This is a genomic window from Paramagnetospirillum kuznetsovii (assembly GCF_003284725.1).
In the GTDB taxonomy this organism is placed as follows: Bacteria; Pseudomonadota; Alphaproteobacteria; order Rhodospirillales; family Magnetospirillaceae; genus Phaeospirillum; species Phaeospirillum kuznetsovii.
This window is the reverse complement of record NZ_PGTO01000004.1, coordinates 284,202-303,083: the sequence shown is the minus strand read 5'-3', so window position 1 is coordinate 303,083 and position 18,882 is coordinate 284,202. Positions and strand designations below refer to the sequence as shown.

Annotated in this window: 21 protein-coding genes; 16 read left to right on the top strand and 5 right to left on the bottom strand. The window is 62.3% G+C overall.

Annotated elements, in window-relative coordinates; all coding sequences use genetic code 11:
- Positions 1 to 8 precede the first annotated feature (8 nt).
- The 8 genes from CU669_RS08160 (at position 9) to CU669_RS08125 (ending at position 6,283) form a co-directional block, all read left to right on the top strand.
- The gene (locus CU669_RS08160; RefSeq protein WP_112143500.1) at positions 9 to 437 is read left to right on the top strand and encodes a response regulator; all 429 of its coding nucleotides are present in this window, start codon (positions 9 to 11) and stop codon (positions 435 to 437) included.
- A 238-nt stretch (positions 438 to 675) separates the two neighbouring features.
- The gene (locus tag CU669_RS08155; protein ID WP_112143498.1) at positions 676 to 930 is read left to right on the top strand and encodes a twin-arginine translocase TatA/TatE family subunit; all 255 of its coding nucleotides are present in this window, start codon (positions 676 to 678) and stop codon (positions 928 to 930) included.
- Positions 931 to 993: 63 nt separating this feature from the next.
- On the top strand, positions 994 to 1,368 hold the full coding sequence (gene tatB / locus CU669_RS08150) for a Sec-independent protein translocase protein TatB (protein WP_112143496.1): 375 nt from the start codon (positions 994 to 996) through the stop codon (positions 1,366 to 1,368).
- Positions 1,369 to 1,377: 9 nt separating this feature from the next.
- Positions 1,378 to 2,205 (top strand): twin-arginine translocase subunit TatC, encoded by an 828-nt coding sequence (tatC, locus tag CU669_RS08145; RefSeq protein ID WP_112143494.1) that lies wholly within the window; start codon positions 1,378 to 1,380, stop codon positions 2,203 to 2,205.
- Between the two features lie 11 nt (positions 2,206 to 2,216).
- Positions 2,217 to 3,485, top strand: coding sequence for a serine--tRNA ligase (gene serS, locus CU669_RS08140; protein ID WP_112143492.1), 1,269 nt, complete (start codon positions 2,217 to 2,219; stop codon positions 3,483 to 3,485).
- A 1-nt stretch (position 3,486) separates the two neighbouring features.
- Positions 3,487 to 4,272 (top strand): 5'/3'-nucleotidase SurE, encoded by a 786-nt coding sequence (gene surE, locus CU669_RS08135; RefSeq protein ID WP_112143490.1) that lies wholly within the window; start codon positions 3,487 to 3,489, stop codon positions 4,270 to 4,272.
- A complete protein-coding gene (locus CU669_RS08130) occupies positions 4,269 to 4,913 on the top strand; it encodes a protein-L-isoaspartate(D-aspartate) O-methyltransferase (protein WP_112143488.1) in 645 nt (214 codons plus the stop codon). Before surE ends, CU669_RS08130 begins: the two co-directional genes overlap by 4 nt.
- A 323-nt stretch (positions 4,914 to 5,236) precedes the next feature.
- Positions 5,237 to 6,283, top strand: coding sequence for a peptidoglycan DD-metalloendopeptidase family protein (locus tag CU669_RS08125; RefSeq protein ID WP_192884593.1), 1,047 nt, complete (start codon positions 5,237 to 5,239; stop codon positions 6,281 to 6,283).
- Here the strand turns inward: CU669_RS08125 and CU669_RS08120 are convergent.
- Positions 6,243 to 7,097, bottom strand: a complete 855-nt coding sequence (locus tag CU669_RS08120) for an ATP-binding protein (protein ID WP_112143484.1) — start codon at positions 7,095 to 7,097, stop codon at positions 6,243 to 6,245. The genes CU669_RS08125 and CU669_RS08120 overlap by 41 nt on opposite strands.
- Positions 7,098 to 7,244: 147 nt before the next feature.
- On the opposite strand from CU669_RS08120, the gene yajC reads away from it, so the two are divergent.
- Genes yajC through CU669_RS08100 form a run of 4 tightly spaced genes read left to right on the top strand, consistent with a single transcriptional unit; the run spans position 7,245 to position 10,580 of the window.
- Entirely contained in the window at positions 7,245 to 7,646 is a 402-nt protein-coding gene (yajC, locus tag CU669_RS08115) for a preprotein translocase subunit YajC (protein ID WP_112143482.1), read from the top strand.
- A 40-nt stretch (positions 7,647 to 7,686) separates the two neighbouring features.
- Positions 7,687 to 9,255: a protein translocase subunit SecD gene (gene secD, locus CU669_RS08110; protein ID WP_112143480.1), complete on the top strand. Its 1,569-nt coding sequence runs from the start codon at positions 7,687 to 7,689 to the stop codon at positions 9,253 to 9,255.
- Between the two features lie 12 nt (positions 9,256 to 9,267).
- Positions 9,268 to 10,212: a protein translocase subunit SecF gene (gene secF / locus CU669_RS08105; protein ID WP_112143478.1), complete on the top strand. Its 945-nt coding sequence runs from the start codon at positions 9,268 to 9,270 to the stop codon at positions 10,210 to 10,212.
- A complete protein-coding gene (locus tag CU669_RS08100; protein ID WP_112143476.1) occupies positions 10,212 to 10,580 on the top strand; it encodes an Mth938-like domain-containing protein in 369 nt (122 codons plus the stop codon). Before secF ends, CU669_RS08100 begins: the two co-directional genes overlap by 1 nt.
- Before the next feature lie 2 nt (positions 10,581 to 10,582).
- Here the strand turns inward: CU669_RS08100 and CU669_RS08095 are convergent, their stop codons facing one another.
- The 3 genes from CU669_RS08095 to CU669_RS08085 all read right to left on the bottom strand — a co-directional run bounded on the left by CU669_RS08095 (position 10,583) and on the right by CU669_RS08085 (position 13,339).
- Positions 10,583 to 11,236: a DsbA family oxidoreductase gene (locus CU669_RS08095; protein WP_112143474.1), complete on the bottom strand. Its 654-nt coding sequence runs from the start codon at positions 11,234 to 11,236 to the stop codon at positions 10,583 to 10,585.
- A gap of 4 nt (positions 11,237 to 11,240) precedes the next feature.
- Positions 11,241 to 12,548, bottom strand: coding sequence for a diguanylate cyclase domain-containing protein (locus tag CU669_RS08090; RefSeq protein ID WP_112143472.1), 1,308 nt, complete (start codon positions 12,546 to 12,548; stop codon positions 11,241 to 11,243).
- A gap of 77 nt (positions 12,549 to 12,625) precedes the next feature.
- Positions 12,626 to 13,339: an amino acid ABC transporter gene (locus CU669_RS08085; RefSeq protein ID WP_239988603.1), complete on the bottom strand. Its 714-nt coding sequence runs from the start codon at positions 13,337 to 13,339 to the stop codon at positions 12,626 to 12,628.
- Positions 13,340 to 13,614: 275 nt separating this feature from the next.
- Here CU669_RS08085 and CU669_RS08080 point away from each other — a divergent pair, with 275 nt between their 5' ends.
- Positions 13,615 to 14,187 carry a DUF2889 domain-containing protein gene (locus CU669_RS08080; RefSeq protein WP_112143468.1) on the top strand — a complete coding sequence of 191 codons (573 nt, stop codon included), beginning with the start codon at positions 13,615 to 13,617 and terminating at the stop codon, positions 14,185 to 14,187.
- Between the two features lie 23 nt (positions 14,188 to 14,210).
- Here the strand turns inward: CU669_RS08080 and CU669_RS08075 are convergent, their stop codons facing one another.
- A complete protein-coding gene (locus CU669_RS08075; protein WP_205119397.1) occupies positions 14,211 to 16,136 on the bottom strand; it encodes an alpha/beta fold hydrolase in 1,926 nt (641 codons plus the stop codon).
- Positions 16,137 to 16,397: 261 nt separating this feature from the next.
- Here CU669_RS08075 and CU669_RS08070 point away from each other — a divergent pair, with 261 nt between their 5' ends.
- The 3 genes from CU669_RS08070 to CU669_RS08060 are packed head-to-tail and all read left to right on the top strand — an operon-like array spanning position 16,398 to position 18,874.
- Entirely contained in the window at positions 16,398 to 17,996 is a 1,599-nt protein-coding gene (locus CU669_RS08070; RefSeq protein WP_161539614.1) for a sensor histidine kinase, read from the top strand.
- Positions 17,983 to 18,420, top strand: coding sequence for a response regulator (locus CU669_RS08065; RefSeq protein WP_112143464.1), 438 nt, complete (start codon positions 17,983 to 17,985; stop codon positions 18,418 to 18,420). Before CU669_RS08070 ends, CU669_RS08065 begins: the two co-directional genes overlap by 14 nt.
- A 13-nt stretch (positions 18,421 to 18,433) precedes the next feature.
- A complete protein-coding gene (locus CU669_RS08060; protein WP_112143462.1) occupies positions 18,434 to 18,874 on the top strand; it encodes a response regulator in 441 nt (146 codons plus the stop codon).
- The last annotated feature ends 8 nt before the right edge of the window (positions 18,875 to 18,882 follow it).

Sequence of the window (18,882 nt, the reverse complement as noted above, 5' to 3'; positions counted from 1 at the left end):
GAAGACATATGCTTCCGGGTGACAAGAACCTGCTCAAGGGCGCCAAATTGATGCTGATCGTCGAGCGCCAGCTGACCCGCGAATTGCTGGTGTCGGCCTTGAAGCAGGTGGGGGCGGGGGCCACCGTCCATGGTCCGGCCCATGAAATGCTTCAGCGGGTGCCCGAGTTCAAGCCCGAGCTGATCTTTTGCGAATTCGCCATGGAACCGCTGGACGGCTTTGCCTGCATGCATCACCTGCGCAGCCACAAGGTCATGACGCCGGTGGCCATGCTGGTGCACAAGGGCGACACCCAGGCCATGGCGAAATCCAAGAGTGCCGGGGCCGCCCAGATCATCCAGGTGCCATTCACCGTGACCGACGTCATCGCCTCGGTGGGCAAGATCGTCAACGGCGAACCCGAACCGAAGCGTCGCGAACTCTATTTCGGCGATTGAGGCTGCGGCCCATTGCGGAGTGCCGCTTCTTTTGCGATGATCCGCCGCCGGGCCGGGAACGGGGCGCGTTCTCGACGAGCCAAGGCAGGAATGCGTTGGCGAGGAGTGGCGGCCAAGGGTCGGCGCGCCGCGTGGCGCGAAAGACAAGCCCACGGATGTGGGCGCCCGGCGCTTGAGGGACAATAGGCGAGCCAATGCCTTGGCTCGCCGACATAAGGTCGCTAGGGAGTGGTTCGGCATGGGTACCTGGAGTATCGGTCATTGGCTCATCGTCCTCATCATCGTGCTGCTGCTGTTCGGCGCGAACAAGATTCCCAAGCTTATGGGCGACATGGCCAAGGGCGTGAAGGCGTTCAAGCACGGTCTGAAGGACGAGGACGAGTCGGCCCAGACGGCTGCCCCGGCTGCACCGTCGCCAGCGCCGCAAGCTCGCGTGATCGAGGGCGAGCAGGCGAAGCCCGCCGCGCCGCACGACACCGCCGCCAAACCGTGAGCGGATCGGTCGCCCGGGTGATTGTTCTGCACCTCTTCAGGCCCGCGTCTCGGGAGTAGCCGGATGTTCGACATCGGCTGGGACGAAATGGCGCTGATCGCCGTGGTCAGCCTGATCGTCATCGGACCCAAGGATCTGCCGGTCGTCCTGCGCCAAATGGGGCGCTGGACCAGGAAGGCGCGTGAGATGGCGTCCGAATTCCAGCGCGGCATCGACGACATGGCCCGCGAGTCCGAGCTGGACGACTTGAAGAAGCAGGTCGCCAAGGTGGCCGAGCCCAATCTGCTGCGCCAGGAAATCGAAAAGACCATCGATCCCACCGGCGAGATGGCCAAGGCCATGGATGTCCCCGCCCTCGATCTTGCCGGAACCGAGGCGCCCGCCGCGCCTGCCGCCATACCAGCCGATGCGCCGCCGTCGCGCCCGCCGGAACCCTAGGGCCTTATCGTGAGCGATTCCGCCGAAGACAAGACCATGCCCTTGCTGGAACACCTGATCGAGCTGCGCCAGCGGCTGATCTGGTCGGCGCTGGCCTTCGTGATCGCATTCGGCATCTGCTATTACTTCTCCGACGTGATCTATGAATTCCTGCTGGAGCCCTATTCCAAGGCGGCCCTGGCCAAGGGCGGCAATCGCCGCCTGATCTACACCGCGCCCACCGAGGCCTTCTTCACCTTCATGAAGGTGTCCGCCTTCGCCGCCTCGGCCATGTGCTTTCCGGTCTGGGGCGGTCAGCTGTGGGCCTTCATCGCGCCGGGCCTCTACAAGCACGAGAAGCAGGCCTTCCTGCCCTTCCTGCTGGCGACGCCGGTGCTGTTCACCGCCGGGGCGGCGCTGGTCTATTTCATCGTGCTGCCGGGGGTCTACACCTATCTGCTCAGCTTCGAGAGTCTGATGCCCGCGCCGGGCCAGCTTCCCATCCAATTGGAGGCCAAGGTCAACGAGTCGCTGTCGCTGATCATGACGCTGATCATGGCTTTTGGCCTGGCCTTCCAGATGCCGGTGCTGCTGACCCTGCTGGCCCGCGTCGGTCTGGTGACGGCCCAGGGGCTGGCCGAGAAACGCCGCTTCGCCATCGTCGGCAATTTCATCTTCGCCGCCGTGGTGACGCCGCCCGATATCGTCAGCCAGTGCTCGCTGGCCATTCCCATGGTCTTCCTTTACGAAGCCTCCATCATTTCGTCGCGCTGGGCCGAGAAGAAACGGGCCGAAGCCATGGACGAGGACGAGGCCGTCGAGGACGAGACGGTGGACGAAACCGATTTCAATAAGTAGCAGGCTCTCCCATGCATGACCTCAAGTCCATTCGCGACAACCCGGACGGATTCGACGCCGGCCTGAGCCGTCGCGGGCTGGAACCCCGTGCCGCCCAGATCCTGGACCTGGATGCGCGCCGCCGCGCCGCCCAGACCGCCTTCCAGGAGATGCAGGCGCGCCGCAACGACGCCTCCAAGCAGATCGGCGCCCTCAAGAAGAGCGGCGGCGACGCCTCCGCCCTGATGGACGAGGTCGCCGGATTGAAGGAACGCATCCCGGCGGTGGAGGAAGAGGACAAGGCGTTGGGCGTCGAGATCGAGGCCATCCTGGCCTCCATTCCCAATCTGCCCGCCGAGGATGTTCCCGAAGGCCCCGACGAGAGCGCCAATGTGGAACTCCGCGTCTGGGGCACGCCGAAAAGCTTCGATTTCCCCGCGCTGGATCACGATGTCCTCGGCGCCCAGCTGGGCCTGATGGATTTCGACGGCGCCGCCAAGCTGTCGGGCGCCCGCTTCGTGGTGCTGAAGGGCCAGCTGGCCCGGCTGCAGCGCGCCATCGGCCAGTTCATGCTGGACCTGCAGACCGACGAGCACGGCTATACCGAGATCGACCCGCCGCTGATGGTCAAGGATGGCGCCGCCTTCGGCACCGGCCAATTGCCCAAGTTCGGCGAGGATCTGTTCAAGACCAATACCGGCCATTGGCTGATCCCCACCGCCGAGGTGCCGCTGACCAATCTGCTGGGCGACGAGATCGTCGACGAAAAGCAGCTGCCCATCCGCATGACGGCACTCACCCCCTGTTTCCGCTCGGAAGCGGGCGCGGCGGGCAAGGATACCCGCGGCATGATCCGCCAGCACCAGTTCCACAAGGTGGAAATGGTCTCCATCGCCCATCCCGACCGGTCCGACGAGGAACACGCGCGCATGACCCAATGCGCCGAGACCGTGCTGCAAAAGCTGGGTCTGGCCTATCGGGTGATCGTGCTGTGCACCGGCGACATGGGGTTCTCGGCCCGCAAGACCCATGACATCGAGGTCTGGCTGCCCGGGCAGCAGCGGTTCCGCGAGATTTCCTCGGTGTCCAATTGCGGCGATTTCCAGGCCCGGCGCATGAAGGCCCGCTTCAAGTCCGAAGGCGAGAAGGGGACGCGCTTCGTCCATACCCTCAACGGCTCCGGCCTCGCGGTGGGGCGCGCCCTGATCGCGGTGATGGAGAACTATCAGCGGGCCGACGGCTCCATCGAGGTTCCCTCGGTCCTGCGTCCCTATATGGGCGGGGTGGAGGTCATCGGCTGAGATGACGTTTCCGCCCGTCGCCGACCTGTCCAATCTGCGCATCCTGATTTCCAATGATGACGGCATCAACGCGCCGGGCATCAAGGTGTTGGAGGGCATCGCGCGGACCATCTCCAAGGATGTCTGGGTGGTCGCCCCCGAGCACGAGCAGAGCGCCGCCGGTCATTCCCTGACCATCCGGCGGCCGCTGAGGGTGCGCCAGTTATCGCGGCGGCGCTTCGCGGTGGATGGAACCCCCACCGACGCGGTGCTGCTGGGCGTCAACCATGTGATGACGGGCAAGAAGCCTGATCTGGTGCTCTCCGGCATCAATCGGGGCTCCAATCTGGGCGAGGACGTGACCTATTCCGGCACCGTCGCGGCGGCCATGGAGGCCACCATCCTGGGAATTCCCGCCATCGCCCTGTCCCAATACATCAATCACCCCCATCCGGTGAAATGGGCCACGGCGGAGCATTGGGCGCCCGATATCATCCGCAGGCTGATGGCGCGGGGGTGGAGCCGCAACGTGCTGATGAACGTCAACTTCCCCGACGTCGTTCATTCCCACGTCACCGGGATCGAGGTCACCCGTCAGGGCAAGCGCAAGCTGGGCGACAACATCATGGAACGCGCCGACCCCCGTGGCGAACCCTATGTGTGGATCGGCGCCCAGCGGGCGGAGGAGCGCTCCACCCCCGGCACCGATATCGAGGCGGTCTGTCGCGGCGCCGTTTCCATCACGCCGCTGTGCTTCGACCTTACCCACCGCGAGACCATGGCCGCCTTGGCCTCCGTCTTCTCATGAGCCCGTCGGAACCCCGCATCATCCGTTTGCTGATGGAGTTGCGGCGCATGGGAGTCGCCGATACCCGAACCCTGTCCGCCATTGAGCGCATCCCCCGCGAGCTGTTCATCGCCGGACCTTTCCTCGATCAGGCCTATGAGAACACCGCCTTGCCCATCGATTGCGGCCAGACCGTCAGCCAGCCGCTGGTGGTGGCGCTGATGACCCAGGCGCTGGACGTGGGCGAGCGCATGAAGGTGCTGGAAGTGGGGACCGGCTCGGGCTATCAGGCCGCCGTGCTCGCCCAGTTGTGCCGCAGGCTCTACACGGTGGAGCGCCACAAGCCGCTGCTCGCCCAGGCGGAAGCGCGCTTCAAGCAATTGCGGCTGCACAACATCACGGCGCGCATGGGCGACGGCTCGCGCGGCTGGCCGGAACAGGCGCCGTTCGACCGCATCATGGTGACGGCCGCCGCGCCCGACATTCCGCCCGCCCTGGTGGACCAGTTGAAGCCCGACGGCATCATGGTGCTGCCACTGGGCGATGTGGGCGGACAGGACCAGGAACTGGTGCGGGTCACCAAGACCGCCGACGGCATCGATATCCACCCATTCTTGCCGGTTCGCTTCGTTCCCCTGGTCGAAGGTCTGCCAGAGGAATAGGCGGTATCGACATTCAGGGAATTCGGCTGAAATCGGGCCGGAACGTCTGTCCGTCAGGAATTTTAGCCACAGATGAACACAGATAAACTCAAATGAATTGAGGTATTTCCTTATCTGTGACCCGCGCAGCGGGAATCTGTGCTCATCTGTGGCCCATGTCTTGGCCTATCCGCCTGAATATCGATTGGTTCTAGGTGGGATCTCGTCCTGATCCGGCATTTCAGAATCGGCACCGACAGTCCAAGCGGAGATCCCTCGCCTGCGCTCGGGATGACAGGCAAGTTGATTGCCCCCCACCACACGGAATGGCTATAGTGGCGCGCATGAGGTTCGCCACACATCATATAGCTGTCCTATTGGGCGTCGGCCTGCTTGCCGCCTGCCAGCCCAGTTGGGACTCCAAGGTGCCGGTGGGGCAGGGCGCCGGTCCCATGCAGGTCCAGCGACCCGCCACCGTGACCGTCTATGCCGGCGACACGGTCTATTCCATCGCAAGGCGCTATAGCCTGTCGGTCCGCGAGCTGATCGAAGCCAATGGACTACAGCCGCCCTATACCCTGGTTCCCGGCACGGCGCTGCGGTTGCCTGGCGGCGGGTCGGACTATGTGGTCCAGCGGGGCGATACCCTGTCCGTGCTGGCGCGGCGCTTCAAGGTGGACTTCAACACCTTCGCCGCCACCAACAACAAGAAGGCACCCTATGTGCTGCATGTGGGCGAGCGGCTGACTATCCCCGGCGCTTCCACTCCCCAGTCCACGGCGGCACAACGACTACCCTCGGGCAACAGTGCCACAAGCCTGACGGTGACGTCGCCCAATCAGGGGCGGACTTCGACCGACGCCGCAATGGCGCCACAGCAGCAAACGGTCATGGCTCAGCCGCCATCTCACCAGCCGCCGCCGCCGATGGCCGCGCCACCACCGCGCGGGGGCAGCACCTTCCTTTGGCCGCTGAAGGGGGAAGTGTTGGCGGAATTCGGCCCCTTGCCGGGCCGGGGCCAGCATAATGACGGAATCAACATCGCCGCCGCCAGGGGAACGCCGGTCAAGGCGGCCGAGAATGGAACCGTCGCCTATGTGGGCAATGAGTTGAAGGGATTCGGCAATTTGCTGCTGATCAAGCATGCGGATAACTGGATGACCGCCTATGCCCATAACGACCAGCTTAAGGTCAAGCGCGGCGATCAGGTCAAGCGCGGGCAAGTCATCGCCACCGTCGGATCGTCGGGCAGCGTCACCGCGCCGCAATTGCATTTCGAGATCCGGCGCGGAACCGAAGCGGTCAATCCCACCGATTATCTCGAAGACAACGTCGCCGGTTTGAACGAGTTCAGAGCGTCTTCCCCAGGCGTCCAGCCAGATCCTGGATGAATTGCCAGGCCACGCGGCCGGAGCGCGAGCCTCGTGTCACCGCCCATTCATTGGCCTCGCGGTGGAGATCCTCGGTGGCGATGGGCAGGCCGTAATGGGCGACATAGCCTTCGACGATGGCGAAGAAGGTATCCTGGGCCACATGGTGGAAGCCCAGCCACAGGCCGAAGCGGTCGGACAGCGACACTTTTTCCTCGACCGCCTCGCCGGGATTGATGGCGGTGGAACGTTCGTTGTCGATCATGTCGCGGGCCATCAAATGGCGGCGGTTGGAGGTGGCGTAGAACACCACATTGTCGGGGCGGCCCTCGATACCGCCTTCCAGCACCGCTTTCAGCGATTTATAGGCGTCGTCCTGCTGGTCGAAGGACAAGTCGTCGCAGAACAGGATGGCGCGCCGTCCGCTTTCCTTGAGAAGCTTCAGGCAGCGGGGCAGGGAGGGTATGTCCTCGCGATGGATTTCCACCAACGCCAAGGAACGCGGGCGCTCGGCGTTCATTGTGGCGTGCACCGCCTTGACCAGCGAGCTCTTGCCGGTCCCCCTGGCGCCCCATAGCAGGGCGTTGTTGGCGGGTAGCCCGTCGGCGAAACGCCTGGTGTTCAGAAGCAGCTGCTCACGCTGACGCTCGATGCCCTGGAGCAACTGGATGTCAACCCGATTGACGGCCAGGATGGGTTCCAGCCGGTCGGGATCGGCGTGCCAGACGAAGGCATCGGCCGACGACAGATCTGTCGCCGCGAGGGGCTTTGGCGCCAGACGATCGAGAGCGTCGGCAATTCGGTTGAGGGCCTGGACGGCATCGGCTGGGATCATCTCTGGCTTCCGATCAGGACGGCGGAGGGGTGAGCCTATCATCTCGGTATGTTGGATCAAGGTTTTGCGAAAAAACCCACTTGGCGTTTGCATCGCGGCGTTTGACCGCTATATTCCGGCAACGATTTTTTGCCCAAGGAGACAGTGATGTTCGTGTCGCCCGCTTACGCCCAGGCCGCCGCCGCTTCCGGTGGTACCTTCGGCGCCCTCGAACAGTTTCTGCCGCTGGTTCTGATCTTCGTGGTCTTCTACTTTCTTCTGATCCGTCCCCAGCAAAAGCGCATGAAGACTCACAAGGAGATGCTGAACCAACTGCGTCGCGGCGACCGTGTCGTGACCGCTGGCGGCATCGTCGGCACCGTCTACAAGATGGTCAGCGACACCGAAGTTGTTCTGGAAATCGCCGAGGGCGTGCGGGTGCGGGTCATCCGCTCCACCCTGACCGAAGTTCTGTCCAAGACCGAGCCGGTGGCCGCGAGCAAGGACGACAAGGCAGCCAAGGACGAAAAGTCCGGCAAGGCCGAAGACGACAAGACCGCCGAAAAGTGATCGGCGGAACGGTTTCCCCCCAACCAGCGCAGGCCGGGACATGAGTCACTTTCCCAAGTGGAAGATCGCCTTGGTGGTGTTCACGAGCTTGCTCGGGATCACCTTCGCGGCGCCCAATCTCCTATCCCGTGAACAATCTGATCGGTTGCCGTCATGGCTGCAGCCGGTCAGCCTTGGGCTCGACCTCCAGGGCGGTTCCTATCTGCTGCTGGAAGTGGACACCGTCTACGTGGTGCGCGAGCAGTTGACCTCGCTGGTGGAAACCGTGCGCACCAATCTGCGCAAGGAAAAGATCAAATACTCCGATCTCGGCGCCAAGGGTGATCAGGTCACTGTCCGCGTCATCGAGGCGGAAGACCGCGACAAGGCCAAGGAGTTCCTGCGCAAGCTGGACCCCGACGCCGCCCTGGAGGTGCGCGAGGACGGTCTGCTGTCCCTCAAATACTCAGAAGTCGCGGTCAAGCGCCGCAAGCAGTCAGCGGTGGAGCAGTCGCTGGAAATCGTTCGTCGCCGCATCGACGAATTGGGAACCCGCGAACCCTCCATCCAACGCCAGGGCGAGGACCGCATCGTCGTCCAATTGCCCGGCGTCAAGGATCCCGACCGTATCAAGTCGCTGCTGGGCAAGACCGCCAAGCTGACCTTCCATCTGCTGGACGACAGCACGTCGACCGAGGATGCCCTGAAGGGCCGGGTTCCGCCCGGCTCCATGGTGCTGCCCTCGGCCGAGCGCGAGCGCGGCATGCCGGAAAGCTATGTGGTCAGGAAGCGCATCGAGGTGGGCGGCGACATGTTGGTTGATTCCAAGGCCACCTATGCCGATGGTCGGCCGGTGGTCGGGTTCCGCTTCAACGCTGCTGGCGCCAAGAAATTCGGCGACACCACCCGCGATGCCTCGGGCAAGTTCCTCGCCATCGTGCTGGACGACAAGGTCATCAGCGCGCCGCGCATCAACGAGCCTATCCTGGGCGGCTCAGGCATCATTTCGGGCAGTTTCACCGTTCAGCAGGCCCAGGATCTGTCCCTTCTGCTGCGTGCCGGTGCCCTGCCCGCGCCGTTGCAAGTGCTGGAGGAACGCACCGTCGGTCCCGATCTCGGCGCCGATTCCATCAAGGCCGGTGCCATCGCCAGCCTGCTTGGCCTTGTGCTGGTGGTGGTCCTGATGGTGGTGATCTACGGCACGCTGGGGCTGTTGGCCGATCTGGCCATGGTACTGAACCTGATCCTGCTGCTGGCCTCCTTGTCCTTCCTGGGCGCCACCCTGACGCTTCCGGGCATTGCCGGTATCGTGCTGACCATGGGCATGGCGGTTGATGCCAACGTGCTGATCTACGAGCGCATGCGCGAGGAACAGAGGAATGGCAGGACCGTCATGTCGGCCATGCAGGCCGGTTACGACCGCGCCTTCGCCACCATCTTCGATGCCCATGTCACCACCCTGGTGGCGGGCGCCCTGCTGTTCCAGTTCGGCACCGGTCCGGTGCGCGGCTTTGCCGTGACCCTGTCGCTGGGCCTGCTCGCCTCGCTCTACACCGCGGTTCTGGTCAACCGTATCCTGGTGTTCAGCTGGGTATCGTGGCGCCGCCTCAAGACGCTGCCGCTGGCCTAAGGATCCGCAAAGATGAGACTGATCGACCGCATCCTGCCCCACGGCACCAATTACGACTTCATCCGCCATCGCCTGATCGCCTTCGGCATCACCGCGATTCTGATCGTCGGCTCGCTGACCGCCATTGCCGTCAAGGGCTTCAACTTCGGCATCGATTTCGCCGGTGGCATCCTGATCGAGGCGCAGTCCACCACCGGGCCGGCCGATTTGCACACCATGCGCCAGGCCTTGGGCAATCTGGGCCTGGGCGAAGTGTCCCTGCAGGAATTCGGCACCAGCGGCCGCGACGTCATGATCCGGGTCCAGCGCCAGGACGGCGACGAGAAGCTGCAGATGGCGGCATTGGGCAAGGTCAAGGCCACGCTGGGCGAGGGATTCACCTATCGCCGCGTCGAGATCGTCGGCCCCAAGGTGGGCGGCGAACTGGTGCGTGACGGCGTGCTGGCGGTGCTGTTGTCGCTGCTGGCCATCGCGCTTTACGTCTGGTTCCGCTTCGAATGGCAGTTCGGCGTCGGCGCCCTGATCTCCACTTTCCACGACGTCATCACCACCTTCGGACTGTTCGCCATCACCGGCATGGAGTTCAACCTGACCACGGTGGCGGCCGTCTTGACCATCGCGGGCTATTCAGTGAACGACACGGTGGTGGAATACGACCGGGTGCGCGAGAATCTGCGCAAGTACAAGACCATGTCGCTGTACGATCTGCTCAACCTGTCCATCAACGAGACCCTGGCCCGGACCATCCTGACGGTGTCGACGGTGTTCGTCACCGTGCTGGCGCTGCTGTTCTTTGGCGGCGAGGTGCTGCACGGCTTCTCGGTGGCCATGCTGTGGGGCCTGATCATCGGCACCTATTCCTCGGTTTATGTAGCCATGCCCATGCTGGTCTATTTCAATCTGCGGACGGGCAAGGATAGGGCCTTGGACGAGGAAGCCGCCGAACCGGCCCCCTGATGGACATCACCCCGGTCATTCCCGCCGGCCGCCAGCTTATCAAGGGCTATGGCGATCATGGCTTCACCATCAGCGCGGTGCGCTGGGAAGGCTCCGTGTTGGTGTTTCCCGACCGGACGCTGTCCTGGTCCGTCGGGGATCTGTCGGAGGTGACGGAAGCCTCGCTGGCGCCCGTTGTCGAGGCCGCGCCTGAACTTCTTTTGCTGGGCTGCGGTGCGACCCTGGTGCCGCCGTCGCGCGAATTGCGCGCCTTCCTGCGGGGGGCTGGGGTGAAGCTGGAGGTCATGGACACCGGCGCCGCCTGCCGCACCTTCAACGTCCTTCTGGCCGAGGATCGTCGGGTCGCGGCGGCCCTGATCGCGGTGTAATCTCAGTTAGGGCTGAAGGCGGCTTCGGTTTCCGATTCGCGCACGATATCGATCAGACGCAGCAGGATTTCCGGTTCCTGGGCACCGGCAAGGGCATAGACACCATCGACGATCAGGCACGGGACACCGTTGACACCCAGCCGATGGGCGCGGGCGTTGTCGTTGAGCACGACCGCTCCATCGATGTCGGATTCCAGGAACTCCCGGGTCTCGTTGGTCGGTAATCCGGCTTGGGTGGCGATCTGGGCCAAGACCTGGATATCTCCGATATCGCGACCCTCGACGAAATAGGCGCGATAGAGACCTTCCACCACCTCGCCCTCGCATCCCCTGCCTGCGGCATGGCGGATCAGACGATGGGAATTCAGTGTATTGGGCGTCTTCTCGATCAGATCGAACCTGAAGTCGATTCCCTCGGCCAGACCGGCGGCGGATACGGCGGCATGGACCCGCTGCACCCTGGCACCACCGCCGAACTTACGGTCCAGATAGACTTGGCGGTCGATGCCTTCGGGCGGCAGGTCCGGGTTCAGCAGGAACGGCCGCCAATGGATGGCCGCGCGCACATCCGGGCGCAACGCCAAGGCTTTCTCGAACCGGCGCTTGCCCACATAGCACCAGGGGCAGACGGTATCGAACACGTATTCAATGCGCATGGTTTCAGTCCATCTTGGCGCGCGCGCGGGCGACGAGACCGTCAAGGGTATCGCCAGATCTGGCGTCGGTGCAGCCGACCTGAACCCAAACCTTGATCGGTTGATAGACCTCGCGGACGGCGAAATCCGTATAGGCCAGAACTCCTGCGATGCGATGCATCACCACTTCGGCCTCGATCAGCGGAGTATCGGGGAGGACGACGCAGAATTCGTTCTTGCCGTAGACGGCGGTCACATCCTCGGCCCGCAGCAATCCGGCGATCCATTGGCCCAGTTGCTGAGTCAGGTGCTGGGCGGCGTCGTCTCCGAACTGGGAACGGACCCCGTCGATATTGGGGATGGCGAAGAACACGACCGCCAAATGACGCTGGTGCGTGAGCGCGATATTCAGCCGGGACTCCAGATAGCGATCAAGGAAGTCGCGGCCGTATAGTCCGGTCAGATCATCCTTGGTCGGGCCTTTCAGGCTGTCCACCAAGGCCGAGCGAATGGCCCAGCGCAACTGCTGGCGCCGGACCAGGGTCATCACCGAGGCCCGGAACAGATCGAGCGCGATGGGGCGGACAATTGCCCGGCTGACTCCGTGGCGATAGGCCGCGGGCATCGTCTCGGGTTTTTCGAGAACCATCACCAGGGGAAGATTGAACAGGCGTGGATTGTTACGCACTTGCGAGGAGAAAGCGAGAAACGCCGCGCCTTCGCCCCCGGCGCATAGGATGGCGGCGTCGAAATTCTGCTTCTCCAGCAGTCCTTCCGCGTCATACAGATTCTGGGTCGAGACGATTCGGGCGATGTCCTGGAAAATGGCGGCCATTCCGTCCGCGTCATTTCCAACCACCAGAATGGACGGGTGGGCGGCATCGGCTTGCCCCGCCGAAGGGGCGGCCATAACCCCCATGGCTCTGGCCACAAGGTCGCGTTGGTCCAGTTCGGCGTGCATGGTGGCCAGGCGCACCAGGGGCCGCAATCGGGCGAACAACTCGACGTCGTCGCAGGTCCAGGTGATGACGTCGTCGATGCCTGCGGCCAGGGCATCTTGAACCATGCCAGCATCCACGGTGGTCGCGGCGAAGACGATGGGGATATCGGCGCAGTCGGGCTGGCTCCGAAACGCATCGGCAAACGCCACCGGGGCCATGGCGGTTCGGCCGATGATGATCAGATCCAAGTGACCGCTACGGACGGCGCCAATGGCCTGATCCAAGCTCTCTGCGATAACGGCGTGATAGCCGTTGTGGGAAAGCCGTGACGCAAAAGCCTCGGCGGCGGTGGTGTCGGTATGAGCGATTAAGACATCAGCCAGACGAATCATTCGACCTAGGCCTCGCGCAAGAGCGTCAATACCCCAGCATAATACGGATTGAGCATCTTCTTAAGGGGGAATCCCGTTCAGTGCAGGGGAACGCCGAGGATTTCCTCCTTGTTGAGCGATTGGACGATGGATTCGAGGCGGCTCAATACCGCCGCGGCATTGGGATAGGACTTGGCCAGAACGAGGTACACTTCCAGTTTGGACAAGACATCGTATTGCACCCCGGTAATGGGGCGCCCGGTGAGAACTTCCACGGCGGGGCCGGTATAATCGAGAAGATAATCGCCACGGCCCGCCTCCAACATGGCGAAAGCCGCCTCGTGTTTGATGGCGGTGTTGTTGGTGACGGCATTGACCGGATCGGACAGGAAGTTCAGCAATCCGCCGTAACTATAGCCGCGTATGGTGATAACCTTCTTGCCGACAAGATCCTCCTTGGACTTGATCATGGGCTTGCCGGACATGCGGTAGACTCGCAACTCGGTGGCGGCTACCGGTGCCTTGCCCATCAGGCAGCATTCCTTCAACACCGGCGCGTCCACCAGCATGGAGAATTCGGCGGTGCCGTCGCTCAGGTAATTGAACATGCGGGCGGCTGGATAGCGTTTGCCATGCCAGGGAATCCCGGCCTTCTCGAACATCACGGCCGCCAGTCTCAGCAGCGGATTTTCTGGGTCGCCGCGCTCGTCGATCTTGGTGGTCCAGACGGATTGGTCGGGATAGGCGTATTCCAACTCCCGCACTGCCGACTTGGACGCGGGTTGAGCAGTGGCAATTGCCGGGGTCGCCAATACGGCAACACCCCCCGCCAAGGCCAAATAGAGTCCCGAAAGCCTGCCTCTAAACATCAAATGCCCCTCCTGAAGTACGTTTTTTATACTATTCATTGTGTTTGGGCGTTTGGCTAACGTGGGAGATGTGCCGCCTAATTCCTAATTCGGCCCTGCTCCATCCTTGAATACATCCTAACTGATCTAACTTCCGTCCTCAACTATTTGACCTTTTGGGCGATGTGTGCTTTTAAGGGTTTCGCCGTGACGGCAATACTCGTTATCGAATATATTACATGATGGAGTGCTACTCGATGCCACTTAGCAGCGCCGGTGCAAGAAGGCCAATCCACACTCGCACAATCACGATCGATGGATATAGCAGGGATGATGGTTTGTGGGAGATTGAAGGCAATTTACTGGACGTGAAGGCCTATGACCTCAGGGGGCTGTATCGCCATCATATACCCGCCGGGGAACCGATACACGATATTCGCGCACGAATTGTGGTCTCCGATGATATGACTGTTCAATCAGCGGAGGCAGTGATCGATTACTCTCCTTTTCCAATGTGCGGAAATATCGCATCCGCGTTTGCCGACGTGGTCGGACTGAATCTCGGCACCGGTTTCATGAAGCAGCTGCGTCATAAATTCGGCGGCGTTCACGGCTGCACCCATGTTTGCGACCTGCTGGGCGCCATGGCGACGACGGCGTTTCAAACCATCTATCCGGTTCTGAGGGCCGAGCGGGGCGACCGTTCCGGACGGCCCGAACTGATCGACAGTTGCCACGCCTTCGCCTCCGATGGCGAGGTGGTGGCCCGGCAGTGGCCGACCTATTCCACCCGCGCCAAGGAGGCCGGCTAAATCCGGTCTAAAAACTCCCCTTCCTAGGGCTCTCGCACATAGGGGCCCGGGGCCTGCGCCCCTGCCGGGTAGCGATCATTGCCCAGCATGGGTGGGGCAGGGAGCCTTTCGCCTGATCGGCGGCCCAGCCACTCCACCCAGTGCCGCCACCAGGAATCCGAGTTGATCCGTGCCGAGGCCAGCCATTCCTCGGGGGAATCCGGCGTGTGATCATTGCTCCAATACTTGGCCTTGGGGGTTCCCGGCGGATTGATGACGGACTGGACGTGGCCGCTGGAGTGCAAAACGAAATCCATGGTGCCACCGAACTTGCGGGCGGAGTTGTAAACACCCTTCCACACGCTGATATGATCGGTGATGCCGCCCACCACATAGGTGTCGTGACGGATGTCCGCCAGATCGATGGGCGTGCCCAGGATGGTCATGGCGCCCGGCTTGACCAGAAGATCCTGGGAATAAATGTCCAGCAACTGGGCGTGCAAGGCGGCCGTCAAACGAATGGGATCGTTGTTCCAATAAAGGATGTCCAGGGCTGGCGGCTGTTTGCCGAGCAGGTAATTGTTGACCCAGTAGTTCCAGACAAGATCCTTGGCCCGCATCCAAGTGAACACCTTGGCCATCTCCTCGCCGCTCAGCACACCGGATTCGGCAGACTTGCGCTTGGCGTCGCGGATGGTGGCGGGGGTGGCGAACAGTCCCAGCGAGCGGCCTTCGTTGCTGTCCACCACCGAGACGACCATGGTGGTGGAACGGACCACCGGGTTTCTCTTGGCCGCCAGATGGCCCAGCAGCGACACCAGCGGCACCGCGCCGGTGCAGATGGTAAAGGTGTTGATCTCGGGACTTGCGGCGATGTCGCGAATGGCGTCGACCGCTTCCATCATGGCTGCCACATAGGTGTCCAAGTCCCAGTGGCCATGTTCGGGCTTCGGATTGCGCCAACTGATCATGTAGACCTGAACACCGCGCCCCACCATGAATTCGATCAGGCTGCGGCCGGGGGCCATGTCCATCATGTAGAATTTATTGACCACGGGCGGAACCATCATGATGGGAACGGCGTGAACCTCGGCGGTGGTCGGGGCGTATTGGATCAGTTCGAGGATTTCGTTGCGGAACACCACCGCGCCCGGAGTGGCCGCCAGGGTCTCGCCCACCTGGAAGGCCGATTTGTCCACCTGGGCGGGAGTAGCGTTCTTGGTGGCGACATCGCGAATGAGGTTGCGCATGCCCTCGACCAAACTGCCGCCGCCGGTCTCCAGCAACCGCTTCATGGCCGAGGGGTTGCAGATCAAGGCGTTGTTGGGGGCCAGGGCCTCGGTGAAGAGTGACGCCACATAGCGCATGCGTTCCGTGGTGCGATGGTCGGCGCCAGCCTTGTCCACCAAGCGGTCGATGGCGGTGCTCCAGGCCAGATAAGCCTGAAGCGACAGGCGATAGATTGGATTCTCCCGCCAGGCGGGATCGTCGAAGCGCCGATCCCCCTTTGGCGGACTTAGGTCCGATTTGCCAGAGAGAAGGCGGCCCCATTGAGCAAGATACCGCCCCGTCTCCTCCATCACCACCTGGGGGCGCGAGCCGAGTCGGCCATATAGCTCGGCCATGGTGGCGGCAATGTCTCCCGCGCCAATGGAGCCGATAAAGGGCGAGCCGAGCTTGATCTTCTCCTCCTCGGCTTTCGTCCGCGGTGTTCCGGGCTCTTGGATCGGGGGAGACGCCAGAACTCGGATCAGTTCCGCCGCCTGCTCCACCGCCAGGCCTGGGGCAAGCCCGACCTGTTCCTTCATCTGGCCGGTCAGGCTCAGGAAGCGTTCGGCCACACCGGCCAAGCCGGACGGCGTGGCGTCCCACAAACCGACCACGCCCCGGACCTGATCGGCAATGGAAGAGGATGGATGCGAGGGAGGCAGCTTGGGGCTTGCCGTGCCGAAGTCTTCAAAAACCAGCATTGTCTTTGGCTCCATGGATGGAAGGAGTTGGGGAAGCATCCCCTGACAATACGGCATGCAATGCGCGCTATTCCATAAGTACGCAGCTCGTAATGGACGTAATTGATATGGTTCATCAACCTGGCAATGGAGGCGCCCAACGCAACACGCGAAATCACTCGAATAACAAAGGGGCAGGCATTCGTTCATATGAGCATCAAGCACCCTAAACGGCTTCACCACTGTCCATGACCGATGTACTGTAGGGTGAGGAGGGCGTTGATGAGCCAAACCGACAGGGGTGGCGTCCGACAGGACGAACCGAATGAAGCGGCGGAGATGGACGGTGGCGGATCGCGCGCATCGCCTCTTGTCCATGGCATCGGCCTGCGCCTGCTGGCCGCCATCTTTATGTTCAGCACCGCCGTCACCCTGGCCACGACCGTTTTCGAGCTTTACGTGGATTACCGCGGCCAGATCCAAGAGATCCGGGATCGTTTCGGCGATGTGGAAAACGCCAATCTCGGCAGCCTTGGCGGCGCCATGTGGAGCCTCGATACCGATCAACTTCAATTGCAGATCGAGGGGATCAAGCGTCTTCCGGACATGCAATACCTTGAAGTCCGTGAAGTCGGCCGCTCGCTGAAGCGCCGCGTCATGGTTTCGGTGGGCGAGAGGGGCGTCGGCCCCGTCCTGACCCAGGAATTTCCAATCGTCTATGCGGATTCCAAGGATCGCTCCACAGAGCAGACCATCGGCGTTCTTTACATGGAAGCGACGCTGACCGGTGTTTACAACCGTCTGGTGGACAAGGCGGTCGTCATCCTGATCAGCCAGGGAGTGAAAACCTTCCTGGTGTCCATGTTCATTCTCTATATCGTCTATCGACTCGTCACCCGTCACCTGATCGCCATCGCCGGCTATGTCGGCCGGTTCAACCTCAACGTGACCCAGCCATTGGCGCTGACCCGGCACAGGCCCTCCAAGGAAGATGAGCTTGACCGCATGGTCGGCGCCTTCAACTCCATGTCGTCGGGGCTTCGCGAGGCTTATCACCAACTGCGCGACGTCAATGCGGAGTTGGAGGAAGACATCGCCGCCCGTCGCAAGGCGGAGGAGGAGGTCACGCGTCTTAATGCCGAGTTGGAGCAGCGCGTGCGCCAGCGCACCGCCGAATTGGAAGCCAGCAACAAGGAGCTGGACGCGTTCACCTATTCGGTATCGCATGATCTGCGGGCGCCGCTGCGGCGGATCGAGGGATTCGGGCAGATTCTCGATACGGAATATTCAGGCTCGCTGGACGAGCGATTCGGTCACTATCTGACCCGTATTCGGGCAGGCGCCCGCGACATGGCCGAGATGATCGACAGCTTTCTCCAATTGTCCCGCTCGACTCGTAGCGAGTTGACGGTTGAACCCATCAACCTGTCGGACATCGCCCACAAGGTCGCTTCCCGATTGCGGGAGAAAGACCCGCAACGCTCTGTTTCCATTGAAATCGCGCCCGATTTGATGACCAAGGGTGACCGGCGGCTGATGGATGCCGTGCTGGAAAACTTGCTGGGAAATGCCTGGAAATATTCCCGCCATAACAAGTCGGCCACCATTTCCTTTGGAACCGAGATGGCGGAGGGGCGGTTGGTCTATGTGGTGCGCGACAATGGCGCGGGTTTTGACATGAATTATCTCGACCGCTTGTTCATGCCATTCTCGCGGTTGCACCGGGCCGAGGAATTCGAGGGAACCGGAATCGGACTGGCCACGGTCTTGCGCATTCTTGCCCGTCACGGCGGACGCATCTGGGCCGAGGGCGCCATCGGCAAGGGAGCCGTCTTCCGCTTCACCTTGTGGGAGGGAGGCGTCGCCGATGGCAAATCCTAAGATTCTTCTGGTTGAAGACAATCGCGACGATGCCGATTTGATCCTCAGGGCCAACGATGCCACTCGGCTGCATTCCGACCTCGTGGTGGTCGCCGACGGCGAAGAGGCCTTGGAATATCTGTTCGCCACCGGACGCCATGCCGGGCGCGACGCCGCCGACCGTCCGGTGGTGGTCATCCTGGACCTCGCCTTGCCCGGAATGGGTGGGTTGGACGTATTGCGCGCCATGCGGCAAGAACCGAAGACGCGGAGAATTCCCGTCGTCATCTTGACAGGCTCTGATCGCGCCACCGACATCATGGCGGGCTACGATCTCGGGGCGAACAGCTTTGTGCATAAGCCCACGGGTTTCGCGGCGTTTAGCGCCATGGTCGCCCAGTTGGAACGCTATTGGGTCTTGACCAATGTCCGGGCGCCGGAATGACAAGAGGTGTTTGATGAGTAAGAATCCCCACGTACTGCTGGTCGAAGACAACGAAGACGATGTGGAATTGGCGCTGCACGCCTTTCGTGGCAGCGCCATGTCGCCAGACATCACCGTCGTTCGCGATGGGGAGGAGGCGCTGGACTACCTGTTCGCCACGGGCCGTCATGCCGTAAAGCCGTCGCGGGAGCTACCGGCCCTGGTGCTGCTTGATCTCCAACTGCCGGGCATCGGCGGCCTTGAGGTTCTGCGCCGGTTGCGCGAGCGGCCCGAGACCAAGCGTGTTCCGGTGGTCATCCTGACCACCTCCGATGATCAAAACGACATCATTGGGGGCTATGACCGCGGCGTGAACAGCTATATCCGCAAGCCGGTCGGCTACGCGGACTTCGCCCAAATGGTGAAGCAGCTCGAACACTATTGGCTTGTCACCAACGTCGCGCCGCCAGCCTGAGGACTTTT

What these genes read in the sequence shown, in the direction of transcription:
- serS (WP_112143492.1), top strand. Translation starts at nt 2,217, where the DNA reads ATGCATGACCTCAAGTCCATTCGCGACAACCCGGACGGATTCGACGCC.
- CU669_RS08120 (WP_112143484.1), bottom strand. Translation starts at nt 7,097, where the DNA reads ATGATCCCAGCCGATGCCGTCCAGGCCCTCAACCGAATTGCCGACGCT.
- CU669_RS08125 (WP_192884593.1), top strand. Translation starts at nt 5,237, where the DNA reads ATGAGGTTCGCCACACATCATATAGCTGTCCTATTGGGCGTCGGCCTG.
- CU669_RS08080 (WP_112143468.1), top strand. Translation starts at nt 13,615, where the DNA reads ATGATGGAGTGCTACTCGATGCCACTTAGCAGCGCCGGTGCAAGAAGG.
- secF (WP_112143478.1), top strand. Translation starts at nt 9,268, where the DNA reads ATGAGACTGATCGACCGCATCCTGCCCCACGGCACCAATTACGACTTC.
- CU669_RS08065 (WP_112143464.1), top strand. Translation starts at nt 17,983, where the DNA reads ATGGCAAATCCTAAGATTCTTCTGGTTGAAGACAATCGCGACGATGCC.
- surE (WP_112143490.1), top strand. Translation starts at nt 3,487, where the DNA reads ATGACGTTTCCGCCCGTCGCCGACCTGTCCAATCTGCGCATCCTGATT.
- CU669_RS08155 (WP_112143498.1), top strand. Translation starts at nt 676, where the DNA reads ATGGGTACCTGGAGTATCGGTCATTGGCTCATCGTCCTCATCATCGTG.
- CU669_RS08100 (WP_112143476.1), top strand. Translation starts at nt 10,212, where the DNA reads ATGGACATCACCCCGGTCATTCCCGCCGGCCGCCAGCTTATCAAGGGC.
- CU669_RS08160 (WP_112143500.1), top strand. Translation starts at nt 9, where the DNA reads ATGCTTCCGGGTGACAAGAACCTGCTCAAGGGCGCCAAATTGATGCTG.
- CU669_RS08070 (WP_161539614.1), top strand. Translation starts at nt 16,398, where the DNA reads ATGAGCCAAACCGACAGGGGTGGCGTCCGACAGGACGAACCGAATGAA.
- CU669_RS08095 (WP_112143474.1), bottom strand. Translation starts at nt 11,236, where the DNA reads ATGCGCATTGAATACGTGTTCGATACCGTCTGCCCCTGGTGCTATGTG.
- CU669_RS08090 (WP_112143472.1), bottom strand. Translation starts at nt 12,548, where the DNA reads ATGATTCGTCTGGCTGATGTCTTAATCGCTCATACCGACACCACCGCC.
- CU669_RS08130 (WP_112143488.1), top strand. Translation starts at nt 4,269, where the DNA reads ATGAGCCCGTCGGAACCCCGCATCATCCGTTTGCTGATGGAGTTGCGG.
- tatB (WP_112143496.1), top strand. Translation starts at nt 994, where the DNA reads ATGTTCGACATCGGCTGGGACGAAATGGCGCTGATCGCCGTGGTCAGC.
- CU669_RS08075 (WP_205119397.1), bottom strand. Translation starts at nt 16,136, where the DNA reads ATGCTGGTTTTTGAAGACTTCGGCACGGCAAGCCCCAAGCTGCCTCCC.
- CU669_RS08060 (WP_112143462.1), top strand. Translation starts at nt 18,434, where the DNA reads ATGAGTAAGAATCCCCACGTACTGCTGGTCGAAGACAACGAAGACGAT.
- secD (WP_112143480.1), top strand. Translation starts at nt 7,687, where the DNA reads ATGAGTCACTTTCCCAAGTGGAAGATCGCCTTGGTGGTGTTCACGAGC.
- yajC (WP_112143482.1), top strand. Translation starts at nt 7,245, where the DNA reads ATGTTCGTGTCGCCCGCTTACGCCCAGGCCGCCGCCGCTTCCGGTGGT.